This window comes from Spirosoma lituiforme, assembly GCF_054776635.1.
The window spans coordinates 650211-663841 of record NZ_BAAHBO010000001.1; the positions used below are offsets into that span (position 1 = coordinate 650211).

Here is a 13631-nt window from a genome sequence, read left to right on the forward strand (position 1 = left end):
GTCAATAGCCATGAACAGGTCAGTCCAGGTGGTCGACGAACAAGTTTAGACGGACAGTGCCTGATCCGTACCCTACACGTTTTGAATCCTGGTTTGCCGATTGGCAAGCGTGGCAGACCCATAACTTGATTTTCTGCCGGACTTTTTCGTTTTCTTTCGCTTGTTCCACCAGATCAACAATCCGGTAATGGGCAGACTAGCCGCGATCAGGGCGACGAACAACGCGATTATCTTGGTTGGCCAGCCCAGCAAACTACCCGTATGAATAGGGAAAACCATCCGGCGGGCCTTGAACCCACGGGTCTCGTCGGCATAAAGCCGCTTCTTAACCAGGTCGCCGGTTTTGGTATCGAAGTACAGAAAGTCAACGATGTTGCTGATGGTTGCTTCATGATTCTTTTTCGAACTGGTGATCGACAAGCTGTCCTTTTCGGGCAAGATTATGGTAACGAGCCCCGTGTAGGGTAGCATCTGATTGGTCTTCGCGTAGATTTTCTGGTATACATCCGTATGCAACGGCGTTGTTGACGGAGGGTTTGCGGGGGCTTCCCGTTTGGTCTGCGGCTTCCCGTCAAAGGCGTAGAAAAGCAGGTTGTTCACCCATTTGTAGCTCCAGATCAAACCCGTTGAGGCAATCAGGAATACGAACGGCAATACATAAAACCCAAAAACAGCGTGCAAATCCCAGGTAAGCCGTTTGGAAGAAGCCCCCCATTTTACGGTGAACCGCTGCTGTTTGTTTTTACGGTTTGGCCACCACAAGATAAATCCGGTGAACATGATGATCAGAAACATACTGCACGAGATCCCCGTAATGATTTTCCCGGTTTCGCCCAGACACAGATAACGGTGCATCCGCAGTACGACGGAATAAAAAGCATCCTGCTCCTGACGGGTCGCCACCATCGCACCCGAATAAGGATTCAACGCTACCGACAGCAGGTCTTTCGGATTTTTACTTTGCTGTAGCCCGATCACAACCGTGCGCCCGGGATGCGGTTCAATCTCGATGCGACTTACTTTCTTTCCCGGAAACTGGGCGGTTGCCGTCTTTACCAGTTGGTCGAGCGGGAGCCGTTGCCCGTTTGACGGTGGTGTCAGGGTATGAAACTGCGCGTACATGATCGGCTCCAGTTCTTCTTCAAAAACAAGCAGCGAACCGGTCAGGGCAACGATAAAAACGACAAGGCCGGAGCCCAGCCCCAGCCATAGATGCAGTGTTGACGCAATAGTTTTTCCGGCAGATGCCATTGGATTAGGGGCTATACTGTATATGTTTTTTTCGAACCGGATTAACAGGATAGGCAGGACTCTCTCTGTTGTCTGCAAAATCCTGTGTATCCTGTTAATCCGGTCGAAAACTCTAGAAGGTATACGAAACCGTTGCCATGTAGTTGCGCGGAGCCCCCGGGAACAACCGCAGGTAATCATAACCGCCTACCCAATACGTTTTATTGGCCAGATTATTCAGGTTAACCTGAAACTGGAATTTTTCGATTCGGTAGTAGACTGCAGCGTTAACCAGCATGTAGGCGGGAATCGTTTGCGTGTTATTCAGCGACAGATTTCGCTCCGTTACAAAATTACTGCCTAAACCCAATCCCAGCCCCTTCAGGCCGGGGTTTATAAACGTATATTTTGTCCAGAAGCTGCCCTGGTGCCTGGGCGCATTCGGTTTTTGCAGGTTCAGGAACGCCTGGTCGGCTACCCGCACCCCCGCGTCCGTAATTTTAGCGTCGTTGTAGCTGTATGTAACGATCAGGTTCCAGTTCGGTAGAATATTCCCCGTTACGTCCAGCTCGACTCCTTTCGCCCGCTCCTGCCCGATCTGCATCATCAGGTTTGGGTTATCGACAGCGTTAGCGGAGTAAAGCGTGTTGCTCTGCGTGATGTCATATACGGCTGCGTTGGCCGTCAGCCGCCCATCCAGCCATTCGGTCTTTAAACCAACCTCGGTGAGTGAGCTTCGGATTGGGTCGAAGGGCCCGCCCGATGTGGGATCGCTCTGTACGGTGGCGTCTTGTGGGTTATAGCCCTTCGTATACGTACCGTACACATTAACGTTCCTGGTCACGCTGTAAACGGCACCAATCCGGGGCAGTAACGCATGCTGAGTCACGTTGTTTTCGGCAGCGGTCGTATAGGCTTTTTTGTCGATGTACGTATCGTAACGAAGACCGAGCAGAACCTGAAGACGGTCGAGTTTGATCTGTTCCTGCAGATACAGGCCATGCAGCGAGTAAAAAACAGGCGTGGTAGCCGCGTTGGCCGTTACATTATACGTGTATTTCGTTACGTCTTCCAGCTGGTTGTTCTGGAGCGTCAGGTCATAATGTGAAACATTTGGTCTTGGAATGCTTCGGGTCACCCCGTTGCTGGTATACGTATAAAACTGATACAGGTCCGGACGTTTTGCGTTGTAGGCAGCCGCCCCACCCGCCTTCAGCAGATAGCCATTTGCCGTTTGCTGACCTGACCCTTTCGGGGTGGTTGACTGGATGTAGTCATAACCGACAACCAGCTTGTGTTCGGCCCGGCCCGTTTTAAAATTGTGGTTGAGGAACAGCGAGAAATTGTCCATGAACGATTTGGTTTGCCGGACAAACACCTGACGGGCTACCAGATTTGGAATGGCTACCCCGGCCGAATCAACTCCATTCGTGTTACTACTCCGGTGCTCCAGCAGATCTTCGGTGTAGCCAGTCCGCAGGTAAGCCATATTTAGCGATGTGTTCTGGCTGAATTGATGGTTGAGGGCGGTTGTAATCAGGTACGTCTCTTCGTTCAGGTAATCATTCACGGCGTTCAGCGACGTAGCCGTAGCGCTGGAATACAGGTTATTTCCGGCCACCGACTGGCCCCGGTCGAGCCGACTATTTGATTTATTATAGACCAGATCGAAGTTGATACGGGTTTTATCGGTGGGTAAAAACGAGACAGAGGGTGCAATAATGATGTTTTTGTCGAACTGCAAATTACGGAAGCTCTGCGCATTGACATAACCGATATTCAATCGATAGAGCAACGTTTTACTCTCGTTCATCGGGCCCGTAAAGTCGGCCAGCAACCGCATGGTATTAAAGCTACCCGTGGTGAACATCAGCGACTTCTGGTTGGTAGTCAGGGGCTTTTTGGTAACCCGGTTCAACGTACCACCCGGTGATGTATTTCCGTAGAGAGCCGAAGCCGCCCCTTTAATGACTTCCACCCGCTCCAGGTAGTTGACGGGCGGTTGTTTCCAGAAACCCGAAAATGTGCGCAATCCATTAAATAGCTGGGTGGTGCTACCGCCGTTCATGCGGAACCCACGAATAGTCAGATCGTCGTAGAACGTAAACTGGTTTACACCACTCATATTTTTGACGGCATCGCCCATCGTAAAGGCGCCCTGATCGCGCAGCACTTCTTTGGTTACGTAGCTGATGGCCTGTGGTATTTCCTTGAGCGGAGTCGCCGTTTTGCTGGCGATGAACGATACATCGTTTTTATAAGTCGTTTCCCGCCGGCCGGTGATCTCAACGGTTTGCAGTTGGTGCGTATTCTCCTGAAGGCTGAGATTCAGCACTACTGTTTCGCCCGGTGCCAGCGTTACGCGCCGTTTAACGGTTGTGTAACCAACACCCGACACAACGACCTGGTACTTGTCGGCGGCTACGTCCGTCAGCGAGAACTCACCCGAGGCCGAACTGACTGTGCCTTTGCTGGTACCTTCCAGCATCACATGAATCATGTCAACTGGTTCACCAGTGTCGTTGGTTAGTCGACCTTTAATCGTCCCATTCTGGGCAAATATATACGAACTGAGCAGTACAAACAGACAGGTACAACGTATCTTCATTGGCTGTGTAGCGATATGTGAGGGGGACTGTTAATCGCTGCAAAATTATGTTTATTTAGTTTTATTACAAATAGATGACGAAACGTAGGTTGATATTCATCGAAGCGTCCTATTTACTTACCCTTTTAGCATACGGTCTGGGCAAAGTTTAGTAGGTTCTTCCGCTATATCCCGTTCATTCGATCCATAAAACTACTTCACCAGATGCTGTCCGGAGTCGGATTAACTTTGTCCGATAGTCAGACCAACCAGCGAAACCGGATTAGCCCCTTTACCGTTTATCAAGCATGGCAGGTTGGCCCATCGAGTCGATGGCAGCCGCTTTTCATACACTCAAAACGATTACTATGGCGGCCGAATTCATCAAGCTTTACCCCAAAAACCCCGATCCCCGTCGAATTGAACACATTGTGCGTGCGCTCCGCGATGGAGCCGTTGTCATCTACCCAACCGATACGATCTATGGTATGGGCTGCGACATTCATAATGCCCGCGCCGTGGAGCGGGTAGCCCGCATAAAGGGAATCAAACCAACAAAGAATGATTTTTCGTTTATCTGCTACGATCTGAGCCACATAGCCGACTACGCCCGAGTAAGCAACCAGGCGTTCAAGCTCATGAAGAGTCTGCTGCCCGGTCCATTTACCTTTATCCTTCAGGCTACGGGCAACGTGCCGAAACTGCTCAACACCAATAAAAAAACGGTGGGTATACGGGTACCGGATAATGACATACCCCGGCAGATTGTGCAGCAGTTGGGTAACCCGATTATTACGACCTCCATTCGGGATGAAGACGAAATCATTGAGTACTCAACGGACCCGGAACTGATTTTCGAGAAGTTCCAGCATCAGGTCGATATCGTGATTGACGGGGGGTACGGGGGCAACGTGCCCTCCACCATCGTTGATGCTACCGACGATGACTTTTCGGTCATTCGCCAGGGCCTTGGTGAATTAGTTCTTTGATAAGTTAGGTTTTGGCTCTATACTTGCACGCTAGGGTTGACTCTCCTCTAAACCGGACTGCAACCCTTTTTTTGTGAATTATTCAAATCTCATCTCATTTACGTATGCGCTTTTCTTTGGCCGCGCTATCTGTGTTGGCACTTAGCCAGCTAACCGGCTGCTCAACACAATCAAAACAGGAAGAATCGTCAAAAACGGGGAAAATTGCGGTTGAAGCATCCGCTAAAAGTCCGGAAACATCCAGCACCGCAACCGATTCATCCGAGACGCCGGCAGCTACTGCTGCGGCACCCGCAGGCCGCTCGGGTGGCGCATCTACCGGTGATCCTTCTCTCGATTCGCTTACCTACGCCCCAACGGGTGCGTTGCTACCCAAATACCGCATATTTGCCTATTACGGGAACCCCCATTCCAAAAAGATGGGTGCTTTGGGCAAATACCCTAAAGAAGAAATGCTACGCCGGCTGGACGATGAGATAAAAAATTGGCAGAAAGCCGATCCCGCAACCCCAATTCAGCCTGCGCTACACCTGGTTGCCACGTCAGCTCAGGGGGCGCCGGGTAAAGACGGCGGCTACCGGATGCGCATGTCCGACAAAACCATCAAAAAAGTGTTGAAATGGGGCAACGAGCATAAAGCCATTGTCTTTCTGGACATTCAGCGGGGCCACGCTCCTCTCGGCCCGGAGATGGCTTACATGGAAAAGTACCTTAAGCTTCCCTTCGTTCATTTGGGCATCGACCCTGAGTTCTCAATGGTAACGGGAGCCAAGCCGGGTACAAAAATTGGCAGCTACGATGCCGCCGATGTCAACCAGGCAGTCCAGTTTTTGAGCCGGATCGTTAAAGAAAATAACCTGCCTCCTAAAGTACTGGTGGTTCACCGTTTTACGCAGGGCATGATCAAAAATTACAAAAACATCAAACTCGACCCCAATGTCCAGATCGTTATGGACATGGATGGATGGGGACCGCCCGTACTCAAGAAAGATTCGTACCACGACTACATTCAGAAGGAGCCCGTACAGTACACTGGCTTTAAACTGTTCTACGACAACGACTTCCGGAAACCTGGCTCCCGCATTATGACGCCAGCTGAAGTACTGGCGCTGGATCCAAAACCAATGTATATCCAGTATCAGTAAGCTGGCTTAGTCAATAAATAAGAAATGGAGACTCCCGGAGTCTCCATTTCTTATTTATCGTAACCGTGAATAACAAATTAATTTTTCTGCTGACGTCAAGCGTCGGGATGACAGAGAATCATCTCCATTCACTCCTGATCGGTATATTATACTAGTTAATCAACCTCCCTACCCGGCTCCAGCGAATTTTGTGGAAAATATCAGCGGGAACGGGGTCGAGCGATAACCAGACAAAAACTGCTTTACCAACGATGTGGTCTTCGGGTACAAAGCCCCAGTAACGGGAATCTTCGGAGTTGTGGCGGTTGTCGCCCATCATGAAATAGTAGTCCTGTTTGAAGGTGTAACGACTGATCGGTTTTCCGTCGATTTGAATGTCGGATGGGGTTAGTACCACGTTTTTATTTTCTTCGTAGCGCTCAATGATAGGGCCGTACACCGCAATCGTTTGCTTATTGATCGGAATGGTTACCCCTTTTTTGGGTACGTTGAGCGGGCCAAAATTATCCTGATTCCAGGCGTAGGCCGCCCCGCCATAGATGCGAGCATCCCGTTGACCTGCCTGTTCGCGGAGTGGTTCAATGCCTTTTATCCAGTCGAACTGCCGAAATTTATCGATTACGGTTTGGGTCGTATTGATCTGATACCCCACCAGGACCGATGTTTTGGTTGCCTCATTGACCTGTTCGAGCGGTTGCCAGTTGATAAACGGCCCTTCTTCGGATTTAAAGTCATTAACGATGTCGAATTTCCGGAAAAACCGCTCGTCAAGTACTTCGGTAGTTTTTATGAAATAGGTCGTTTCCGACCGGGCCGGTACAACCATTTCCTTGCCATTGACATAGACCTGTTGCTGCCGGATCTCAATGACATCACCCGGAATCCCAATGCATCGTTTGATAAAATTAGTTTTCAGATCGGATGGATACGCAGGTTCGTTCGGTTTGAGTGGCGGGTAATTGAAAACAACGACATCTCCATTTTTCACCGTCGTAAAACCGGGCAACCGGAACGAAGGCAGTTGAATGGCCGTGCTGTAGGAAGGAATGTTTGTGCCCCATATTTTCTGGTGCGTCAACGGTATTTGCAAGGGCGTTTTTGGCGTGCGAATACCATAGTGAAGCTTGCTAACAAACAAAAAATCACCCACCATGAGGCTGTTTTCCATCGAAGGCGTGGGAATGGCAAAAGCCTCGAATGTCAGAAACCGGATCAGGGTAGCCGCAATTACGGCAAATAAAAGGGAATCAAGCCATTCCCGAAGGGGCGACTTTTTGGACTTAACTGGCTGGCCAGCCGCTTGTGTTTTTTTTCTGAACATGACCGGAAAGGGGGTTTAGCGTAACTACCAAAACAGCTGGGCAGCTGAATGAGAGTAAGATACCCATCGCGGTCTCACGCAACATTCCATTTTACAGAAACGGCCATATATATGGCTGAACAGCGTGATGCCCCCCCTTCCCAACCCTGTTTGTTCGTGTTATAAACGCAGAAAGGCTCAGTCGTTGACTGAGCCTTTCTGCTACATGGAAATCAATTTGCTACCGGTTTTCAACCAATGCTTTAAACTCATCAACGGTTACTTCCTGCGTAGCAATCGTCAGTTGCGTTTTAGCGTACTCAATTACTTTATCATCATACACCCGGTTGAATGTGCTGGTGTAATTCTGTCCATTGTTCTTTTCGTCCATCAGGTAATTACGAGCGATGCGGTCAATGGTTTTATTCATTTCTTCGTCTTCGCCACCCATGAAGCCAAACTGCTCCTGAACCATTAGGCGCGTTACAGCCAGTACTTCGTCGAACTCAACATTGATATCAGCTTTTTCGGCGATCTTGTTTTTAATGAGTTGCAGTTTCACTGACTTCGTGAAGTCACTGTATTGCTCCTCAATTTGTTCCGGCGTGAATTTGCCTTCGTTTACTTCCAGCAACCAGTTTTTCAGGAATTCGTCGGGCAGCAGAATGGGTGTGTTGTCGATCAGCGTTTTTTCGATGTCCAGCCGCAGCAACTGCGCTGACTCACGGCCGTAGTTGCCTTTGATGATCTCGGCTACTTTACCACGGAACTGCTCTTCATCCGAAACGGCCCCTACGCCCAGCACCTTATCAAAAAACTCCTGGTTCAACTCAGCGGGTTCGTGGCGGGTTACATCGTCAACCTCAAACGTAAATTCGCCCGTCAGATTCGCTACTTCTTCTTTCGGAGCGCCCGTTGCATTGGCGCGCGCTTTCTCATCCGGGAAAGCCTGCTCCAGCACAAACGTAACGACGTCCCCTTTTTTCTTGCCAACAAACTGCGCTTTGGCCTCTTCGGCCATCTGGTTCATTGGGAAAGCTGTTTTGGCGGAGAACGGACCGTCAACCTGCTTCAGTTCCCCGTAAATCGTATCGCCGTCGTTTACCTCTTCGCCATGGGCGTGTGAGTGAAAACGCTGTTGTAAATCGGCAATAGTCGAATCGATTTCAGCTTCTCCAGCCTGAATTTCGTATTGGGTTACGCTTGGCAGATCGCTGAAATCAATGTCAAATTCAGAGGCCAGCCCCAGTGTGTAGCTAAAGGCAAAGTCAGACTGATTATCCCAGTCAATGGCTTCAGCCTGCTCCCGGTCGGGGACGGGATCGCCTACAACCTGAAGTTTATTTTCACGGATATACTGGCTAACCGTTTTGCTCAACATGGCATTGATCTCATCGACCAAAATACTCTTGCCGTACATTTTCTGTACAAGCGATGCGGGAACGTGACCTGGACGGAACCCCTTCAATTGAACTTTACGACCGTAATCTTTCAGTTTTTTATCAACTTCTGGCTTATAGTCGGCCGGGGTCAGCGTAATTTTCAGCGAAGCATTGGTATCGCTGGCTTTTTCTAGAGTAATATCCACGTTTGTATCGGTTTAAAATGATGAATGAGCGAATGAATGATTGAGTGAATGTTAGTCCATGCGACAAAATACAATTCACTCATTCATTCAATCACTCATTCAAACTTCAGTACGGGCGGAGGGACTCGAACCCCCATGCCTTGCGGCACCAGATCCTAAGTCTGGCACGTCTACCAATTTCGCCACGCCCGCAAATTGATGGCCTGAACGGGTAGAAACCGTTCGCTGAAGGCTGATCAACCGGTGGTTGTTTCAGCTGTTTCAGGGTGCAAAAGTACAAAAAGAATTGACTATGCAAAGCATTTTTTCAGAAGTTTTATTTTTCACAATTATTCCATCCGTTTTCGATTATTAATTTGTTAACTTGTAAGGAGAGTGCAACCCAACCTAAAGGCAATTTACCGCAACGAAGCCACTATGATGAATGTCTCAGCCGAACCCGTTATTGATTTAGAACTGGAGCGGCAGGAAATCCTGAAGCGCTACCGACGTTTACTGCGGGCAGCTAAACCAATGTTAAAGGGCGACGACGCTAAGCTGATCAAGAAAGCGTTCAACACATCGGCCGAAGCGCACAAGAACATGCGTCGCCGGTCGGGAGAGCCCTACATCTATCACCCGTTGGCCGTCGCTCAGATTGCCGTCGAAGAAATTGGCCTGGGAACAACCAGTATCGTAGCCGCCCTCCTGCACGATGTTGTGGAAGATACCGACACAACCATTGACGATATTGATCGGGCGTTTGGTCCTAAAGTTGCCAAAATCATTGATGGCCTGACTAAGATTTCGGGCTATTTTGAGTACGGAACATCGCAGCAGGCCGAGAATTTCCGGAAGATGCTGCTAACCCTGTCAGACGATGTACGGGTTATTCTGATCAAGCTCGCCGACCGGCTTCACAACATGCGTACGCTGGACTCGATGCCCCGCGATAAGCAGTTGAAAATTGCCTCGGAAACGATTTACATATACGCCCCACTGGCTCACCGGCTGGGATTGTATAGCATCAAGTCGGAGCTGGAAGACCTGTATCTAAAGCACGTTGAGCCGGAAGCGTACAAGGATATCGCCAAGAAACTGCGCGAAACCCGCCTGGCCCGTGACCGGTTCATCGGGCGGTTTATCGAGCCAATTGAAAAGGATCTGGTCGAAACAGGCATTAAATACGTTATTAAAGGGCGGCCTAAATCCATTTATTCGATCTGGACAAAGCTCAACAAGTCGAAAAAGCCCTTCGAGGAAATTTATGATTTGTTTGCCGTCCGTATTATCCTGGACGTACCACAGGATGAGGAAAAAGCAGCCTGCTGGCGGGCTTACTCCATCGTAACGGATCATTACAAACCAAACCCGGACCGGCTGAAAGACTGGATCAGTACGCCACGAACCAACGGGTACGAGTCGCTCCACACAACCGTGATGAGCCGCCTGGGCCAGTGGGTTGAGGTACAGATCCGTACGGAACGGATGAACGAAATTGCCGAAAAAGGCTACGCAGCCCACTGGAAATACAAAGGCAACGATACCCAGACCGGGGCGGGCATCGAAGCCTGGATTAGCCAGGTTCGCGACATGATCGAGTCGGCAGGTAAGGGCGATAAAAAAGCAGCCATTGAGTTTGTCGATGATTTCCGGAGCAATCTGTACAGTGAAGAAGTTTTTGTCTTTACTCCCAAAGGCGATCTTCAGGTGTTGCAGCGTGGCGCCACTGCGCTTGACTTCGCGTTCGACATTCACACCCAGATTGGCGCGCGGTGCATGGCCGCCAAGGTCAATAACACGCTGGTGCCGCTGAGTTACGTACTGCAAAACGGAGATCAGGTTGAAGTCATCACGTCCAACCGTCAGAAACCCAGCGAAGACTGGCTGCGGTTTGTGGTTACGTCGAAGGCCAGAACCAAGATCAAAGATTTAATCAAGGAAGAGAACAAGCGGTTCGTGACGGATGGCCGCGAGCTGGTCAACAAGAAGTTGCGGGTATTGCGGATGGAGATGACCAATGAGGTGATCAACCAGTTGCGGGCGTATTTCGGCTCGAAAACCACCGACGATTTTTTCTACCGCATCGGCAAAGGACACATTGACGTCGGCGAACTCAAGAAGTTCAAATCCGATAAAGAAGCAAAAGAAAATCGCGCCAATAAACTCAACACCGACGCCCTGCCCGATGCAAAGGCGTTTGTGAAAGAGTTAAAGAAAATCCACGGCGAGCGAGCCGATGCTGATATGCTCCTCATTGGCGAGGACATGGACAAGATTGATTACACGCTTTCCAAATGCTGCAACCCGATTTCGGGCGACGACGTTTTTGGGTTTGTGACGATCAACGATGGCATAAAAATTCACCGGGTCACCTGCCCGAACGCCGTCGAGTTAATGTCCAACCATGGCAACCGGATCATTAAAGCGAAGTGGACGTCCCAGAAAGAGCTGGCTTTTCTGGCCGGGCTCCGCATTACCGGCACCGACCGGGTGGGTTTAATCAATGATGTGACGCGGGTCATCAGCAACGAACTGCACATTAATATGCGTTCTGTGGCGATTGATTCGAAAGACGGTATCTTTGAGGGAAATATCCGGCTATACGTTCACGATACGGGTCACCTCGAAACCCTGATGCAGAAACTCGAACGAGTTCAGGGCGTATTTGAGATCGTACGTTTTGATTCTTAACCGATGAATACGGGTGATGAATGATGCATCGCTTCGGCCGGTGATACCCATCATTCATTATTCATCATTACTTTTGTCTTATGCCTGCTTCGACTCAAACAAATTTAGATGCTGCTCAAATGATTTTTCGGGCCTACCTGGAACGGAAGGGCCTTCGAAAAACGCCCGAGCGGTTTGCCATACTGGAAGAGATTTACAACCGGCAAGACCACTTCGACGTGGACGAGCTGTATATCTCGATGAAAAACAAAAAGTACCGGGTTAGCCGGGCCACGGTGTATAATACGCTGGACGTGCTGGTTGACTGCGACTTGGTAACCAAGCACCAGTTTGGCCGCAACCTGGCACAGTACGAAAAATCGTATGGTTTCCGGCAGCACGACCACCTGATCTGTACCGATTGCCACAAAGTAATGGAGTTTTGCGACCCGCGGGTCCAGAATATTCAGAATATGGTGGGCGACATGTTAAAGTTCAACGTGATGCACCATTCCCTGATTTTTTACGGTTCCTGCAACCGAGATCAGTGTGAAAACCGCCAGACCGATAAAAACGCGCAAAGCCAGCCTGCCAACACGGCACATGCTTCGGTAGGTGAGTAAATCAGGTTATCGGGAGGACTTACTAACCCAATCACTGTGACAGGCAACGTGATTGTAGCTATTTTCCGGTTTAATGACAACGCACGATTGCTTAACCGGGGCCTTTTTTAATTTTTTCAAGAATGATCGATGTTTTATTAGGCCTCCAGTGGGGCGACGAAGGAAAAGGTAAAATTGTGGACGTACTGGCTCCGCAGTATCAGGTTGTAGCCCGTTTTCAGGGAGGGCCCAATGCCGGCCATACCCTCGAATTCAACGGATTGAAGCACGTGCTGCACCAAATTCCGTCCGGTATTTTTCGCAATGATATTTTGAACATCATTGGCAACGGCGTTGTGCTCGACCCAATTGTGTTCAAGAAAGAAATTGACGGATTAGCCAAGTACAACCTAGCCTTAACTGAAAATCTACAGATTTCCCGCAAGGCATCCATCATTCTGCCAACGCACCGCTTGCTGGATGCTGCCTATGAACAGGCGAAAGGTGAATCCAAAATCGGATCGACCCTGCGGGGTATCGGTCCAACGTATCAGGATAAAGTAGCTCGTTTAGGCCTTCGGGTTGGCGATATCGAATCCCCTACCTTTTCGGATAAATACCAGAAGCTGGTAGCTGTTCACAAGGTTATTTTGGAACAGAACAACTTCGATTATGCAGCGGCTTTGCCCCAGGCTGAGGCTGAGTTCTTCGGCGCGGTTGAGTTCATGAAACAGTTTCAACTGACTGACAGTGAATACGCCGTCAACGACGCCCTGACCAGCGGCAAGAAAGTGCTGGCCGAAGGGGCTCAGGGTTCTCTGCTCGACATTGATTTTGGTTCGTATCCATTCGTGACGTCCTCCAGCACCATGGCGGCCGGTGCCTGTACGGGTCTGGGCGTAGCTCCCCGTAAGATTGGTGAAGTATTCGGCATTTTCAAAGCCTACTGTACCCGCGTGGGTAGCGGCCCTTTCCCAACCGAGCTTAACAACGAAACGGGTGAGATGATCCGCAAGGAAGGGCGTGAATTCGGCGCTACCACGGGCCGTCCGCGCCGGTGTGGCTGGCTGGATTTACCCGCCCTCAAATACGCCATCATGATCAATGGTGTTACCCAACTGGTGATGATGAAAGTGGATGTCCTGAATATTTTCGACGAAATTCAGGTCTGTACGCACTACAAACTCGCCGATGGTACGCTTACCGAACAGATGCCGTATGACCTTTGCGACACAGACGTAACGCCGATTTACCAATCATTTAAAGGCTGGCAAACAGACCTGACTGATATTCGCTCGTTTGTTGATGTGCCCGCCGAACTGGCCACGTATGTCTACTTCCTGGAAGATACGTTAGGTTTACCCATCAACTTTATATCAACCAGCCCCGACCGAGAAGCCATCATTCATCGGCAGGCCGTGGTTGCGTAGTCTGCATCTATAGCATAAATTGTCTGGGAGCCGCCCCCGCTATACAAGCAGGGGCGGCTTTTATGCCTATTTTTGGCGACACGAAGGTAGCTTATTTGTCCATTCCGT

9 protein-coding genes and 1 tRNA gene are annotated in these 13631 nt (G+C 49.8%); 5 read left to right on the forward strand and 5 right to left on the reverse strand.

All coding sequences use genetic code 11. The features are described 5' to 3' along the window. Positions 1 to 72 precede the first annotated feature (72 nt). Positions 73 to 1251, reverse strand: a complete 1179-nt coding sequence (locus ACYU87_RS02745; RefSeq protein WP_461132492.1) for a PepSY-associated TM helix domain-containing protein — start codon at positions 1249 to 1251, stop codon at positions 73 to 75. A 112-nt stretch (positions 1252 to 1363) separates the two neighbouring features. Continuing rightward, complete coding sequence (locus tag ACYU87_RS02750) at positions 1364 to 3838, reverse strand: TonB-dependent siderophore receptor (protein WP_461132493.1); 2475 nt, start codon at positions 3836 to 3838, stop codon at positions 1364 to 1366. Positions 3839 to 4185: 347 nt separating this feature from the next. Between ACYU87_RS02750 and ACYU87_RS02755 the strand changes: the two genes are divergently transcribed. Together ACYU87_RS02755 and ACYU87_RS02760 are read left to right on the forward strand one after the other, a co-directional pair. Further along, positions 4186 to 4806, forward strand: coding sequence for an L-threonylcarbamoyladenylate synthase (locus ACYU87_RS02755; RefSeq protein ID WP_461133618.1), 621 nt, complete (start codon positions 4186 to 4188; stop codon positions 4804 to 4806). Positions 4807 to 4910: 104 nt separating this feature from the next. Then, positions 4911 to 5951: a hypothetical protein gene (locus ACYU87_RS02760; protein ID WP_461132494.1), complete on the forward strand. Its 1041-nt coding sequence runs from the start codon at positions 4911 to 4913 to the stop codon at positions 5949 to 5951. 151 nt (positions 5952 to 6102) lie between these two features. Here the strand turns inward: ACYU87_RS02760 and lepB are convergent, their stop codons facing one another. The 3 genes from lepB to ACYU87_RS02775 all read right to left on the reverse strand — a co-directional run bounded on the left by lepB (position 6103) and on the right by ACYU87_RS02775 (position 9031). Then, on the reverse strand, positions 6103 to 7272 hold the full coding sequence (lepB, locus tag ACYU87_RS02765; RefSeq protein WP_461132495.1) for a signal peptidase I: 1170 nt from the start codon (positions 7270 to 7272) through the stop codon (positions 6103 to 6105). 220 nt (positions 7273 to 7492) lie between these two features. Beyond that, positions 7493 to 8839 (reverse strand): trigger factor, encoded by a 1347-nt coding sequence (gene tig, locus ACYU87_RS02770; protein ID WP_461132496.1) that lies wholly within the window; start codon positions 8837 to 8839, stop codon positions 7493 to 7495. A gap of 110 nt (positions 8840 to 8949) precedes the next feature. Next, positions 8950 to 9031 (reverse strand) — tRNA-Leu (locus tag ACYU87_RS02775). A gap of 228 nt (positions 9032 to 9259) precedes the next feature. Between ACYU87_RS02775 and ACYU87_RS02780 the strand changes: the two genes are divergently transcribed. The 3 genes from ACYU87_RS02780 (at position 9260) to ACYU87_RS02790 (ending at position 13523) form a co-directional block, all read left to right on the forward strand. Beyond that, a complete protein-coding gene (locus ACYU87_RS02780) occupies positions 9260 to 11512 on the forward strand; it encodes a RelA/SpoT family protein (protein ID WP_461133619.1) in 2253 nt (750 codons plus the stop codon). Between the two features lie 80 nt (positions 11513 to 11592). Beyond that, positions 11593 to 12114, forward strand: a complete 522-nt coding sequence (locus ACYU87_RS02785) for a Fur family transcriptional regulator (protein ID WP_461132497.1) — start codon at positions 11593 to 11595, stop codon at positions 12112 to 12114. Between the two features lie 122 nt (positions 12115 to 12236). Then, a complete protein-coding gene (locus ACYU87_RS02790) occupies positions 12237 to 13523 on the forward strand; it encodes an adenylosuccinate synthase (protein ID WP_461132498.1) in 1287 nt (428 codons plus the stop codon). The last annotated feature ends 108 nt before the right edge of the window (positions 13524 to 13631 follow it).